This is a genomic window from uncultured Nitratireductor sp. (genome assembly GCF_913053745.1).
Classification (GTDB): Bacteria; Pseudomonadota; Alphaproteobacteria; order Rhizobiales; family Rhizobiaceae; genus Nitratireductor.
Genome location: NZ_CAJXGF010000049.1, coordinates 14,068 through 28,398, shown reverse-complemented (window position 1 = coordinate 28,398; position 14,331 = coordinate 14,068). Strand labels below are relative to the sequence as shown.

Sequence of the window (14,331 nt, the reverse complement as noted above, 5' to 3'; positions counted from 1 at the left end):
CACGGCGGAAGCCGGCGTCGATGCTGCCGAGGCGGCTCTCGGTGCAGCGCGGGCCGAGCTTGAGAGTGCATTGGCCGATCTTGCCCTCGCCAAAGAAGTTCTAGACCGAAGGCGCAGGCTGCGTGGCACCGGGGCGGCGTCGCAATCCAATCTGGATGAGGCGCAACGAACGTGGCGCGCGGCGAAGGGCGCTCAGGAAGCTGCACGTGCCACCATCGCCATGCGTGAGGCCGATCTTCGCCAGGCTCGTGCCCGGCTCATAGCGACCGAGAATGCGTTGATGGCAGACGCTTCGCAATCCTTGCCGATAAAGGCTCCGGTGTCCGGCCGAATTCTGGAGGTTCGGCAGAAGAGCGAAACCTCCTTACAGGCTGGTGCCGACATACTTGAAATCGGCAATGTGGCGAAGGATCTCGAGATCGTCGTCGAACTGCTCTCAACCGATGCCGTACGTGTGTCGGCAGGTGATCCTGTCGTCATCGACGATTGGGGGGGCGAGGGCACTCTCGACGGTGTCGTGCGGCGCATCGATCCGTCCGGTTTCACCAAGGTGTCGGCGCTTGGCGTGGAAGAACAGCGCGTAAACGCCGTTATCGGTTTCTCCGGTCCTTTCTCCGAACGTGAAGCTCTCGGCGCCAACTACAGGGTTGAAGTCAGCATCGTCACCTGGCGCGAGGAGAATGTTTTGAGTGTGCCGTCGAGTGCACTCTTCCGGGATGGGGACGGATGGGCGGTTTTCGTGATCGAAGGCGGACGTGCCCGATTGAGAGCTCTGGAGATCGGGCGCAACAACGGGATTCGCGCTCAGGTTCTGAAAGGGCTCGATCCCACAACACCGGTCATCCTCTTTCCAGGTCCGGAATTGTCCGATGGAGAAAAAGTAAAAGGATGAAAACACCCTCGCGCCTCAAGCGCGGCGATTATGCGAGCCGTTGGCTGCTTGACAATTAAGATAGGGATAACGCTGCCGATCGCGGTGATCTTCACGCCGTTTCGAATGATGGCCTTCCGTCACGGCCTGGCGCTGGTTCAATGTTGAATGGGTGGATCAGTGCCGATGGGCTTCGGCCAAACCTTCAAAAATTTCGACCAAAGCCTCGCACTCCGGACTTAGTTTCTCGCCAAGAGGCTTGATGACCGAATACTCGAACCGCTCTTCGGCGATGAGAGGCCGGACTATGCCGCCTGAGCGTTCGTGCTCCTCGGCAGTGAACGGGTCGACGAGGCCGACACCCAACCCGCGTCGCACCAGGGCGGCGATCACGATAGAGAGATAGCTACGCATTTTTACCACGGGCGGCCTGCGCATCCTCGCAAAGCGACGGTCGAAATTGCGACCGGTCATGGTGGAATCCACAAAACCCACAAAGTCGAGGCCGGAAAGATCATCGATCTCGATGGCGGCCTTCTCCCGCAGAAAATGCCCCGCCGGGGCGATGAAGCGATATGGAAGTGCGCCGGTGCGGACTACGTCGATCTCAGACTTGTGTTGCGTGGGAATGCCGAATCCCACCTGACATTGCCGCAGCGCCACCTGACGCACGACCGGCAGGGTTGTCATGGAAAAAAACTCTGCCTTGAAATCCGGGCGAAGCCGATGCAATTCCGCCACTGCCTGCGGCAGCGCCGCCTGCGCGAAAGCGGGCGCGGCGGCGATGCTCAGTGTCGTTCGCTGACCGCGTTTGATCTGTTCGGCCGCGCGCTCGATATGCTTCAGTCCGGTAAAGCTGCGCTCCACCTCCAGCCAGAATTCATGAGCTGCCGGCGTTGCCACAATGCGTCCGCCATGACGCGTGAACAAGCGGAGATCGAGCCGCTCCTCCAATTCCCGGATCAGGCGGCTTACGGCCGGTTGCGAGATCAACAACTCCTCCGCGGCACCTGACACGCTGCCTGTTCGCATGACTTCCCGAAAAGCTTCCAGGGATCGTTGACTCAGCATTTCACTATAAGTTTTCCTGATAAGGATGGAATGAATCCTTATTTGCCTTATAGCGCAGCCAGCCGTTCACTGACAGGATAAATCCATCGGCTCATGTGAGGGGCATGAACGTGAACGGAACCGAGGTTCGGGCCAACGCCGTCCAACTCTCCTTCCCCCGTCGGACCGATGTCGTGATCATCGGTGGCGGTATCGTCGGCGTAAGCGCGGCGATTCATCTTGCAGAACGCGGAGTACCGGTCGTTCTTTGCGAGAAAGGCCGCATTGCCGGTGAACAGTCCTCGCGAAACTGGGGCTGGATCCGAAAGACAGGACGCGATTTGCGCGAGCTTCCGCTTATGGTGGAAAGTGCGCGCCTTTGGGCGCGTCTGGTCCCGCTGTTGGAAGAAGACATCGGCTATGGGGTTCGCGGCACCACCTATCTGGCCGAGACGGATGCCGAATTCGCGCCTCACGAGGCCTGGCATCAAGCGGCCAAGCCGTTTCAACTCGACACGATACTCTTGTCTGCATCCGAGACAGACAGGATGCTGGGGCGAAGCGGCCGACGCTTCGCCGGTGCTATTCACACGCCTTCGGATGCAACGGCTGAGCCTGCGCTTGCGGTCCCTGCCATGGCTCGTCACGCGACGAAACTCGGTGTCACCATCCTCGAGAACTGTGCTGTTCGTCTTGTTGAACGGGCGAACGGCACGGTTACCGGGGTTGTGACCGAGCATGGCGAAATCGCCTGCAAGTCAGTCATTCTCGCCGGGGGCGTCTGGTCGCGTACATTTCTTGAAAATCTTGATCTTAATCTGCCGCAACTCGCCGTCAAATCCTCGGTTTTGAGAACCGCACCGGCGCCTGAAATTGTCTCCGGCGGATTGGGCGCCACCCGCGCTTCGGTGCGCAGGCGCATGGATGGCGGTTATACGATCGCGCGCAGCGGCGCGGCCGAGTTTCAGCTGGTCCCGGCTGCGTTTCGCCATTTCGGGGCGTTCCTTCCCGTTCTGCGTGACCGCTGGCGGATCATGACAATCAAGGCGGGGCGCGACTTTTTCGGCCCGCTGGGGTCCGCCCGGTGGAGGGCCGACGAAGAAACCCCGTTCGAGCGGGTACGTGTTTTCGATCCGAAGCCGGATCTCCGACTTCTTGACGGCGTGATGAAAGCGGCCGGAGAACTCCACCCGCAACTCGTGAATGCCCGTCCCGTCGAAACATGGGGCGGTATGATCGATGTGATGCCGGATGAAATTCCGGTTATCGATACACCGCCCGGCTGGCAAGGATTGCTGATCGCCACCGGGCTGTCCGGTCACGGTTTCGGCATCGGGCCGGGGGTTGGCCATCTGGCCGCTCAGATGACGACCGGGGAGAAGCCGCTCGTTGACCCGGAGCCCTTCTCGTTATCGCGTTTTTGCAGAAGGATTGCCGCATGAGCGCGCCGGACGTTTTGATCGTCGGAGCGGGCATAACCGGTGCCGCGGCGGCGCTCGAACTCGCCGAACGGGGTGTCAGCGTAGAAGTGATCGATCGATACGGCCCGGCGGCAATGGCATCGGGCTGGACGTTGGCGGGTGTGCGCCAATCGGGCCGGCATCCGGCGGAACTGCCGCTCGCAAGGGCCGCTGTTAGACGCTGGAGCGAGCTCGACAGGAGGCTGGAAACCGAGACACATTACCGGCAGGACGGAAACCTCCGCCTTGCACGAACCGAAGCCGAGGTCGAAACTGTAAAGGCTCTTGTCGAAGACCAGAAAGCGGCGGGGCTCGATATCTCTTTTCTGGCAGACGGTGCGACGGTGCGTGAAATCGTTCCCGCTTTGTCGCCGGCGGTTCTGGCTGCATCATGGTGCCCTACCGACGGTCACGCGGATCCGATCGCCACAGTGACGGCCTATCTACGCATGGCCAAGAGGAAGGGGGCGAAGATTTCGACCGGGGAAGCGGTCCTGTCGCTGCAGGCGGCCGGCGAAAAAATAACCGGTGCGATTACCGGAAAGCGGACGATTTCCGCGGGCGCTGTGCTGGCTGCGCCCGGCATTCTGACGAACATGCTTCTGGAGCCATTGGGGCACGCGATCCCGTTACGCCGCCCGCTGGTGACCGTTCTGCGCAGCGTTGTCAGCCCACCCATGCTCGGGCCGGTTCTCGGCGTGGCCAATGCCGATATGGCAGCGCGACAGGAAGTGACCGGCCATTTGCGTGTCACAAGCGGTGCGGAAACCTGGAACGGTGCGCTGGCCGAGAAAACGGGAAAGCCGGTTGCACGGACATCCATGAGCAAGATCATGGAGACGATCGCCAAGGTTTCTCATGTCGTGCCGGCGTTTGCGGAGGCTGAGATCGAAGGGGTGTGGGGCGGCGTGCTCGACCTCACGCCCGATGCGCTGCCTGTCATCGACCGTGTCCCGGGCTTCAACAATCTCGTGGTCGCGACAGGATTTTCAGGGCACGGTTTCGGCATCGGGCCGGTAACCGGAGCGCTGGCTGCCGACCTTGTGGTCGAATCCGTGCCGGAGTTCGATATCGCTGCGTTCCGCTTCGGTCGCTTTGCTGGCGCCGGGTTCGACCAGCAGACCGAGTTGACCTTGCACGGATGAAGGGGTGGCATGAAGGAGGTGCGTGTGCTTGATCCAAAAGGCCGTGTGGTCATGATTTCGGGAGCCAGCCGTGGGATCGGCCGGGCGCTCGTGAAAACCTTCCACGACAAAGGGTATCAGGTAAGCGCCGGCGCCCGTGATCCTGCAGCGTTGAAATCGATTTTTGCCGACCTTTCCGGAGAAAGGCTGGCGTGCTCACGATACGAAGCCGGCGACCGCGATACACATATGGCCTGGGTCTCCGCTACGGTTGAACGGTTCGGTCGTATCGACGCATTGATCAACAATGCCGGCACTTCCAACACATTCTCGATCGAAGAAGGCGACGAGGCGGACCTGGACGCTCTGTGGATCACCAATGTGAAGGGGCCGCTCTTTCTCACCCGCGCCTGCCTGCCTCATCTCAAGAAAAGCGGAAATGGACGGGTAATCAATGTCGCCTCGCTTTCCGGCAAGCGCGTTCGCAACGAGAACATCGCCTACAATATGACGAAGCATGCGGTGATGGCGCTGACCCACGGCACTCGCCGCATCGGATGGGAATATGGCGTTCGCGCCACTGCACTCTGCCCCAGCTTCGTCGCAACCGATCTCACAGCCGGTGTTGCCAAAGTGGCGCGCGAGGAGATGATAGAGCCTGGCGATCTTGCCGAGCTCGCTGCAACGGCGGTCGCCCTTCCGAACACGGCGGCGATGGCCGAAATGCTGGTGAACTGTCGGCTCGAAGACACGCTTTAGGGAGCACGTCACGAAAGAACGAAACGCGAAGAGGTGGAATCAATGAAAAGAACAATCGCAACAACATTAATAAGCCTGCTGATGGCAGGCAGTGCGCTCGCTGCGGGCGAGACGCTGAATATCGGCATGGGGAGTGCCGATGCCGGCAAGCTCGACCCGCATGTGGCCACGTCCACGCCAGACAAGGGACTTCTGCACTGGATGTTCAACGGTTTGGTGCGCATCAAACCCGGTGAGGCAAGCCCCGCCGATATCGAGCCCGACATAGCTGAAAGCTGGACTGCGTCGGATGACGGCCTGACCTGGACTTTCAAGCTGCGCGAGGACGTAAAGTGCCATGGCGACTACGGTGCGCTTGACGCCGAAGATGTGGTCTATTCGCTCAATCGTTCGGCCAATCCCGATATCTCCGCTTTCGCCAAGGACTACACTGCCTTCGAGCGTGTCGAGGCGACCGGCGACTACGAAGTTACCATCGAGCTCAAGAATCCGGTTCCCAGCCTGCTGGGAATGCTGGTGCCCTATCACGGCGGCAACATCGTCTGTAAGGATGCGGTTGAGGCCCTGGGCGCGGACTTCGAGCGCACCCCCATCGGAACTGGCCCTTTTATGTTCGACGAATATCAGCCGCAGCAATATGTAAAGCTGGTGGCCAATCCGGACTATTTCCGCGGCGCGCCGAAAATCAAGGAAATCTACTACCGTTACATTCCTTCCGATGCCTCGCGCGACCTGGCGTTCCAGTCGGGCGAGATCGATATGATATACGGCAAGCAGGACCAGACCTGGGTCGAGCGCATCTCGCAAATTCCGGGCACTAAGGTCGCTGTGATGAAGCCGGGTGAAATGTCGGTCATCCATCTCAACATGACGATGCCGCCACTCGACGATGTGCGCGTGCGCCGCGCCGTCGCCCATGCCGTCAATCGCGACGCCATGGTTCAGTTCAAAGGGCCGGATGTTACGCTGGCGGCGGTGTCGCCGGTGCCGGAAGGTTATCTCGGGTTTACCGACGACGTACCGATTTACGAATATTCCATCGACAAGGCCAAAGCGCTTCTTGCCGAGGCCGGTCATCCAGACGGCGTCACCATCAAGGCGATCCACACCACTCTGCCTGGCATGATCACGACAATGGAGGCTATCCAGGCCCTGCTGCGCGAAGCCGACATCAATCTCGAGATCGAGACAGTGGAGCACGCCACATTCCATGAGCAGATTCGCAAGGATCTGAGCCAGGTCACACACTATGCCGCCGCGCGTTTCCCGGTCGCCGACACCTATCTGTCGCAGTTCTTCCACTCCGACGCCATCGTCGGCACGCCAACCGCGGTGACGAACTTTTCGCATTGTGCGATAGCCGACGACGAGATAAGCGCGGCGCGTGTAGAGACCGACCCGGACAAGCAGCTCGAACTGTGGGCCGACGCACAGCGCAAGATCATGGAAGAGGTTTGCGCCGTACCGATCGTGCAGAGCCTGCAGCTGTGGGCCTGGAAAGACACGCTCGATCTCGGTGTAGAGGTGAACGGCTCGCTCAATCTGAGCCCGCCGGTCACCGAAGCCGCACACTTCACCGAATAGGGATCGGTAAGGCCCCGGTCCTGTTCAGCGGCCCCGTCCTTCAACTGCGTTCGCACGGTGAGGGACAGAGCGTCGCCGGTTCAGGACCGGTGCACCGATACGTGCCATGACAGCATTCGTCCTTAAACGGCTTGGCTTCGCGGTCATCACGCTTTTCGCGGTGTTGACCATCGTTTTCTTTATCGTTCGCATTCTGCCGGGCGATCCGGCGATGGCGATCCTCGGCGACCAAGCAAGCCAGGAAGCGCTGGTTGCGCTGCGCGCCCGACTGGGCCTCGATCAGCCTCTCTACGTTCAATATGTACAGTTTCTGGGCGGGGTAATCGTCGGAGACTGGGGGGTCTCCATGGTCTCTGGGCGTCCGGTGATTCAGGAGATCCTGAAGGTCCTTCCCGCAACGCTCGAACTGACAATCGTTTCGCTCATCCTGGGCGCAGCGGTGGGGATTCCGCTCGGTGTCTGGTCTGCGGTCAGGCGCAACAAACTGCCCGATTACATCACACGCATGGCATCGCTTCTCGGGCTTTCCTTCCCGGCTTTCGTCTCCGCGGTTCTCCTGCTTCTGGTCTTTGCCATTCAGCTCCGTTGGTTCCCGGTGATCAGCTCCGGGCAGGGCACGACACTGGGAGAGCGACTGCGCGACCTTGCGCTGCCGGCAATCAATCTCGGCCTCATCATGGCGGCTTACATAACCCGTGTCGCGCGTTCGGCCATGCTTGAAGTGCTCAATCAGGACTATGTGCGCACGGCCTACGCCAAGGGGCTGGCCTTCGCCACCATCATCTGGCGGCATTGCCTGCGCAACGCCATGATCCCGGTCGTCACCGTCGTCGGTCTCTATCTCGGCATCCTGATCGGCAACTCGGTTCTCACCGAAATCGTCTTCAATCGTCCCGGCCTCGGCAAGCTTATCATCGGTGCGCTCAACCAGCGCGACTACACCATGCTGCAGGGCATGATGGTGATCTACACGCTGATCGTCGTTCTCGTGAATCTCTTGACCGACCTGACCTACGGTCTGATCGATCCGAGGATCAAATACTCATGACCCAGGCGACAACGGCTTCCCTCTCACGCGCCGCCTATCTGCGCAGCGCGCTCGCCGCCACCGGCAGCGGCCTCTTAAGGGCGTTCAACGCCAACAAGACCTCATGGGTCGGGCTCGGCGTTTTCCTCATTGTCGCCGCGCTGGCCATTCTGGCGCCGTGGATCGCGCCGTACGATCCCCTCGACCAGAATATACTCTTCCGCCTCAAACCGCCCTCCGCCGAACACTGGTTCGGTACCGACTATTATGGGCGGGACACGCTGTCGCGCATTCTGTGGGGCGCGCGCATCTCGCTCGCCATCGGCCTGCTCGCCATCGGCTCGGCGATGGTGCTGGGCACGCTGATCGGAATGATCGCCGGCTATTATGGCGGGCGGACCGACATCATCATCATGCAGATCATGGATGTGCTTCTGGCCTTCCCATCGCTGATCCTGGGTCTCATTGTCGTTGCAATGCTCGGGCCGTCCATCGCCAATCTGGTCATCGCCATCGCGCTGACGGCCATTCCGCCCTTTGCGCGCATCGCGCGCGCCCCCACGATCGCGGTCAAGAACCGCGAATTCATCGAGGCGGGGCGGGCGCTGGGCTATTCCGACACACGGCTGATGTTCGGCCATATCCTGCCCAACATCGCACCGGAAATCCTCGTCATGGGGTCGCTTTGGCTCGCCACGGCTATTCGTGTGGAAGCATCCCTGGCGTTCATCGGACTGGGGGTTGCACCGCCGACCGCCACCTGGGGCGGCATGATCCGTGAGGGGTTCGAGAACATTCTGGACAGTTTCTGGCTGGCTCTCTTCCCCTCCATCGCCATCCTCATCGTCGTCTTCGCCCTGAACCTGCTCGGTGACGGGTTGCGCGACGCAATCGACCCAAGATTGCGGGGTGAAGAATGAGCACGCCCATCCTTTCCATTAAGGGGCTCACCACCTCCTTTCGCGTCGACGGCAAATGGCTGCCCGTGGTGCGCGACGTGAGCTTCGGCATCAGCCGGGGCGAGACCGTTGCCGTTGTCGGCGAATCCGGTTCCGGAAAGTCGGTCACGGCTTTGTCGATCATGCGGCTCATCCAGCAGGGCATGGGGCGCATCGAGGGCTCGATCGAGCTGGACGGCCGGGAGCTTCTCACGCTCAATGAAGAAGCGATGCGTGACGTGCGCGGCGGCGAGATCGGGATGATCTTTCAGGAGCCCATGACGAGTCTGAACCCGGTTCTGACCGTCGGCTTTCAGGTCGCGGAGGCGCTGCGCCGCCATCGTGGCATGGATGCCGCCCAGGCCGAAGCGGAAGTGCAACGGCTCTTCGAACTCGTGCGCATTCCCGATGGCAGGCGCCGAGCGGGGGAGCATCCACACAGCTTCTCCGGCGGCATGCGCCAGCGCGTGATGATTGCCATGGCGCTCGCTTGTCAGCCCAAGCTGCTGATCGCCGACGAACCGACAACGGCGCTCGACGTGACCATTCAGGCCCAGATACTGGAACTCATCCGGGAGCTTCAGAACGAGATCGGCATGTCGGTCATGTTCATCACGCACGATATGGGTGTGGTAGCCGAGATCGCCGACCGCGTGGTGGTGATGCTCAAAGGCGACAAGGTCGAGGAAGCGCCGGCCGCGAAGCTCTTCACCGCGCCGAAGGAGGGCTATACGAAGATGTTGCTGGGCGCGGTGCCCAAACTGGGAACGCTCTCCAGCACGCAGACACCGCGCCGCTTCCCGGCAATGGACGTGTCCGGTCTGGGCCCCGAGCCCGACGACGAACCGGACAGACGCGGAAACCCCATTCTCGACGTTGAAGGTCTGACGACGCGGTTTGCCGTGCGAGGTGGCCTGCTTGGCGGCATCAGGGGGCAGGTTCACGCCGTGGAGGACGTTTCGTTTTCGGTGCGTGCCGGCGAAACGTTGGCGCTCGTTGGCGAATCCGGCTGCGGAAAGTCCACCACCGGCCGCTCCATCCTACGGCTTGTGGAGCCGGTTGCCGGCCGCGTTTCTTTCGAGGGTGAAAATCTGATGGATGCCGATGCGGCCAGCCTGCGCGCCGCGCGCCGGCGTATGCAGATGATTTTTCAGGACCCCTACGGCTCGCTCAATCCACGCCAGACGGTGGGGTCCGCCATCGGCGAGCCTATTCGTGTCCATGGCCTCGGCAATCCCATGGAAGCGCAGGACAAGGTGGCGCATCTCCTGGAGCTTGTTGGGCTCACCCGCGAGCACGCGCTGCGATTTCCGCACGAATTCTCAGGAGGCCAGCGGCAACGCGTCTGCATCGCCCGTGGCCTGGCGCTCGAACCCAGCCTAATCGTGGCCGATGAATCGGTGTCAGCACTCGATGCGTCCATCAAGGCGCAGGTGGTGAACCTGATGCTCGATCTGCAGCGTGAACTCGGTCTTGCCTATCTGTTCATCAGTCACGATATTGCCGTCGTGGAGCGGGTCAGCCATCGAATCGCCGTGATGCTTCTCGGCGAGATCGTCGAAATCGGCCCGCGCGATGCGGTTCTGTCGAACCCGCGCCACCCCTACACGCGAAAGCTCATCGATGCGGTTCCCGTGCCCGATCCGGCCACACGTGGCCGCCGGCGTGGTCTCATCGCTGACGAACTGAAAAGTCCGGTGCGCCCGCTCGGCTGGGAGCGACCCGAACGACGGATGATCGAGGTCGCGCCCGATCATTTCGTCATTGAGCACTAGCGTGTTGATCAGTTGCGCCCCGGCGGCTTCGCCGCTAGGGTGTCGTTCGCATGCGGTTCCGCGCCTCGCGGATGAAAAGGGAACCCGGCGCGGTCTGCTTGGCAGGCCAATTCCGGGGCTGCCCTCGCAACTGTAAGCGGCAAGGTCTTTCCAATGCCACTGGCGCAAGCCGGGAAGGTGGAGCGATCGTTTGAGCCGTTAGCCAGGAGACCTGCCACATGCATCGACCATGAACGCTGGACGAGGTGCGCCGGCAGGAGGTTTGAAATGCACATAGGCGCTTTGCCGGTGGTGTACCCGTCCAGCGGGTTACCAAACCTTCGGCATATGCCGAACTTCCACTCGGCAGAGGCCGACATCGGCTGGTTAGAATTGTGCGGTATCCGGTTCCCATGCGGGCCGCGTCATGCGTGTTGATCTTGCTGGTTTTGCCCGCGAAGGGGCATTGGGCGACCACAAGGCGCTGATGCGCCTTGTCGAACGAGCCGATGTCCTCGGTTTTGGCGGTATCTGGTTCAACGAATTCCATTTCGGCCGCGAGACGCTGCCCTATCCCTCCACACTGTTGCTCGGAGCGGACATCCTGGCACGAACGGAGCGTCTGCGCTTCGGCACATCGATCCTCGTTCTACCACTCTATCACCCCCTCCTGCTCGCCGAGCAGATCGCGCAGCTCGATTTCCAAAGCGGCGGGCGCGTGGATGTCGGCATCGGACGCGGCACGGAACCGAGTACGTTCACCGCGCTCCAAATTTCGCGCAACGATGCGCCTAGGCGTTTCAACGAGGCGCTTAGGATCATGATTGACGCCTGGACGAACCCGAGATGTTCTGCCGAGGCTGGGCCCTGGACATTCTCGGATGTTGCCGTTGGGCCGCCGCCCGTTCAGAAGCCTCACCCGCCGGTCTACATTGCCGGCGTTTCGGAGGAGACAGTGGATGTTGCCGCGCAGTACGGTTTCCCGCTGCTTTTGAGCCTGGAGCCAAACGAGGCGCGGCAACTTCCCGTCTTCAATGCGGCACTAGAACGACAAGGCGCTTCAAGGGCACCGCTCGCCGGATCATCGCTGTCGCGCTACGTGGTGATCGCGGCGACCAGGGCGCAGGCAGAAAGACGGGTCGACACGCTTCTTGGCAAACTCAATGCGCGGCGCACCGCGCGTGCGCTGGAGCGCGGTACAACGCCGCCTGTGCCGCGCGACCGCGCCACTATGCTGGCCGATTTCACCATCGCGGGAACTCCGGAAGATTGCCACGCGCAATTGCGCGCGCTCTCTGAGCGCACGGGTTCGAGCAGCATTCGCTGCCTGTTCAGTGCCAACGGTCTGATGTCCAACGATGTCGCGTTGGAAGGCATGGAGCTCTTCGCCAAGGAAGTGCTGCCCACGCTTAAACCGCAGAAGATTTACCACGGATTGACAAATGACGATCACAACAGTGAGCCGGCTACACAAGAAGTGCGTTAATCATGTGCTTTCTCGGTCTTCGTGGGAGCGTTACGGCCATCCGTGATTATATTTAACGCGGTCTTAATCGGCACGGCGCTTTATGGGCTGCGAGCAACAGGTCTTGATCCCGAATGGCGAGAAAAGCGGAGTTCTTCAAATATTACGGATGCGGCTTGCCAACCGCCGGGTGCCACCGGGAATGGGTGAGCCGATGAACGGTGTCGCCGAGGAGCGCTGGAGTGGATCGTCATTCGTCAAGCGGATGACCGCCACGGGGCAACCATCCACCGTAATTGCGGCGGCATTGTTAACGGTTTTGATGATTTCCTTCCGTCCGTTTCAGCCTTCGGGGCCGGAATTGACGGGCAGTGGCGGCGATATCGTCAATCAGCTCGGATTTGGCGTTCTGGGTGCGATCGCCGTGACCTCGCTTCTGACGCTGGTTGATCGACGGGTACTTGTCGCTCTGCTCAGTCCATGGTGGCTGCTTCTCTTCGGATTTCTTGCGATTGCTACACTTAACACACCGGTGCCGACGGACACGATGCGTACGGTGGCATTCTCGATCATCGGCATTCTCACGGTGGCTGCAGTCTTGACCTTGCCGCGCGATGCCGACGCATTTTCGCGGGTGATTGTATTTGCCGGCTTTGTGATTCTCGGGCTGTCGTATTTCGGCGTCATTGCCATGCGCGACGTGGCCGTCCACCAAGCCTATGACCTGGAATCGCAGCACGCCGGCCTTTGGCGCGGTGTGTTTACGCACAAGAATATCGCAGGTCCCATGATGGCCGGTTTGTCTTTCGCGGGGTTTTATCTGTGGCGGCGAGGCTGGCGCTGGTCGGGGGCTATTATGGCGCTTCTGGCCATGATTTTTGTATTCCATACAGGCTCCAAAACGACAACGGCTACAGTGCCGCTGGCCGGTATGTTGATCGTACTCCCCGGCATTTTCGGTTTGCGCTCCCTGGTGCCGGTGTTGGTGATTTCCGCGGTCGGCGCGCTGGCGGTCGCCACTCTCGGCATCGTCTTCATCGGCCCGTTGAAGGACATGGCCGCGACGCTGGCGCCGGACTTCACCTATACGGGACGCACACCGATATGGGATTTTGCTGGCGGTATGATCGTGCAAAAGCCGTTCTTCGGATACGGTTTCGAAAATTTCTGGCTGACGGAAATCGTCTTCACCTCCGACCATCCGTTCGACCGGGCATGGGATATTCGCGGAACTGTTCACGGACACAACGGTTATATCGACCTCGCGCTCGGCATGGGGCTCCCTGCGCTTGGTGTCGCCATCATCACCTTCCTTCTCGTGCCGCTGCGTGATTACATACGCACGCCGCTATCCCGGGAGAACGTCTTTCTGGCCGATTTCTTCATGATGGTGGTGACCTTCAGCCTGTTCAACGCCTTCTTGGAAAGCTTTTTCTTCCGCCGGGCGGATCCGGTCTGGATGCTCTTTGTGATGGCGGTTTTCGGTCTGCGCCTGGTGGCGCGCTTCAAGGTGCCGGCTCAGGCGATCCGCTGAGCTTTCTTCCTTCTACATCCAAGTTAAACGATACGCCGGCATCGCCGCACAATCAGGCCGTGCTCCCATGCCTAAGCGCGGTGCCTGCTGCATAGTGGCGCACCTGTTCCCTGTCCGCTTGCGTTTTTCGAGGGACGTGCATACACAAGTTTCAGTAATTTCTGAAATTTATGTCAGGATCGCTTGCCATGAACCTTCCGCCACTCTTGCAGTCCTTCGTTCTGCATTTCGGAGAGATGGGCAGTCGTTGGGGCATCAACCGCACAGTGGGGCAGATTTACGCTTTACTCTACGCGTCTTCGCAACCGCTTTGCGCCGACGACATTGTCGAAGCCCTATCGATCTCACGGTCCAATGTTTCTATGAGCCTGCGCGAGCTTCAGGCGTGGAACCTCGTGGTGATGAAGCATATTCCCGATGACAGGCGGGATTACTTCACGACACCCGACGATGTTTGGCAGATCCTGAGAACGTTGGCTGAAGAGCGCAAGAAGAGGGAGGTCGATCCCACGCTTTCGGTGTTGCGCGAACTGCTCATGCAGAGACCGGGCAGTGAAGAAGAACGGCATGCGCAGGCTCGACTGGCGGAGATGCAGTCGCTTATCGAGCAGTTGACGAAGTGGTATGACGATGTGAAGCATCTGGAAACGGAGCAGCTCGCAACATTGCTCACCCTCGGCGCGAAGGTGACCAAATTGCTCGACGCAAAGGACCGCATCGTTTCGCTCGGCCGCAAGCGCACGGAGCCGAAGACGTCATGACAAC

12 protein-coding genes and 1 riboswitch are annotated in these 14,331 nt (G+C 60.6%); of the genes, 11 read left to right on the top strand and 1 reads right to left on the bottom strand.

The genetic code is table 11. From position 1 onward, the window contains the following. On the top strand, window positions 1-892 hold an 892-nt coding region (locus tag QZ638_RS10165), incomplete at its 5' end, for an HlyD family efflux transporter periplasmic adaptor subunit (RefSeq protein WP_295809641.1). Between the two features lie 156 nt (window positions 893-1,048). On the opposite strand, the gene QZ638_RS10160 is transcribed toward QZ638_RS10165, so the two are convergent. Beyond that, entirely contained in the window at window positions 1,049-1,942 is an 894-nt protein-coding gene (locus QZ638_RS10160) for a LysR family transcriptional regulator (protein WP_295809639.1), read from the bottom strand. A gap of 104 nt (window positions 1,943-2,046) precedes the next feature. Between QZ638_RS10160 and QZ638_RS10155 the strand changes: the two genes are divergently transcribed. From QZ638_RS10155 to QZ638_RS10110, 10 genes are all read left to right on the top strand, one after another. Beyond that, complete coding sequence (locus tag QZ638_RS10155) at window positions 2,047-3,363, top strand: FAD-binding oxidoreductase (RefSeq protein ID WP_295809636.1); 1,317 nt, start codon at window positions 2,047-2,049, stop codon at window positions 3,361-3,363. Then, window positions 3,360-4,526 carry an FAD-binding oxidoreductase gene (locus tag QZ638_RS10150; protein WP_295809634.1) on the top strand — a complete coding sequence of 389 codons (1,167 nt, stop codon included), beginning with the start codon at window positions 3,360-3,362 and terminating at the stop codon, window positions 4,524-4,526. Before QZ638_RS10155 ends, QZ638_RS10150 begins: the two co-directional genes overlap by 4 nt. 24 nt (window positions 4,527-4,550) lie before the next feature. Then, window positions 4,551-5,264 (top strand): SDR family NAD(P)-dependent oxidoreductase, encoded by a 714-nt coding sequence (locus QZ638_RS10145; RefSeq protein WP_295809631.1) that lies wholly within the window; start codon window positions 4,551-4,553, stop codon window positions 5,262-5,264. 42 nt (window positions 5,265-5,306) lie between these two features. Beyond that, complete coding sequence (locus tag QZ638_RS10140; protein WP_295809629.1) at window positions 5,307-6,848, top strand: ABC transporter substrate-binding protein; 1,542 nt, start codon at window positions 5,307-5,309, stop codon at window positions 6,846-6,848. A 106-nt stretch (window positions 6,849-6,954) separates the two neighbouring features. Next, window positions 6,955-7,896 carry an ABC transporter permease gene (locus tag QZ638_RS10135; protein WP_295809627.1) on the top strand — a complete coding sequence of 314 codons (942 nt, stop codon included), beginning with the start codon at window positions 6,955-6,957 and terminating at the stop codon, window positions 7,894-7,896. Continuing rightward, on the top strand, window positions 7,893-8,795 hold the full coding sequence (locus QZ638_RS10130; protein ID WP_295809626.1) for an ABC transporter permease: 903 nt from the start codon (window positions 7,893-7,895) through the stop codon (window positions 8,793-8,795). The genes QZ638_RS10135 and QZ638_RS10130 overlap by 4 nt, the downstream gene beginning before the upstream one ends. Continuing rightward, entirely contained in the window at window positions 8,792-10,588 is a 1,797-nt protein-coding gene (locus QZ638_RS10125; RefSeq protein ID WP_295809622.1) for an ABC transporter ATP-binding protein, read from the top strand. Before QZ638_RS10130 ends, QZ638_RS10125 begins: the two co-directional genes overlap by 4 nt. A 36-nt stretch (window positions 10,589-10,624) precedes the next feature. Then, a riboswitch (cobalamin riboswitch) is annotated at window positions 10,625-10,822 on the top strand. Window positions 10,823-10,994: 172 nt separating this feature from the next. Beyond that, window positions 10,995-12,053 (top strand): LLM class flavin-dependent oxidoreductase, encoded by a 1,059-nt coding sequence (locus tag QZ638_RS10120; RefSeq protein WP_295809621.1) that lies wholly within the window; start codon window positions 10,995-10,997, stop codon window positions 12,051-12,053. A gap of 181 nt (window positions 12,054-12,234) precedes the next feature. Further along, on the top strand, window positions 12,235-13,566 hold the full coding sequence (locus QZ638_RS10115) for an O-antigen ligase (RefSeq protein ID WP_295809620.1): 1,332 nt from the start codon (window positions 12,235-12,237) through the stop codon (window positions 13,564-13,566). A 188-nt stretch (window positions 13,567-13,754) separates the two neighbouring features. After that, the gene (locus QZ638_RS10110; RefSeq protein WP_295809617.1) at window positions 13,755-14,327 is read left to right on the top strand and encodes a GbsR/MarR family transcriptional regulator; all 573 of its coding nucleotides are present in this window, start codon (window positions 13,755-13,757) and stop codon (window positions 14,325-14,327) included. Window positions 14,328-14,331 lie beyond the last annotated feature (4 nt).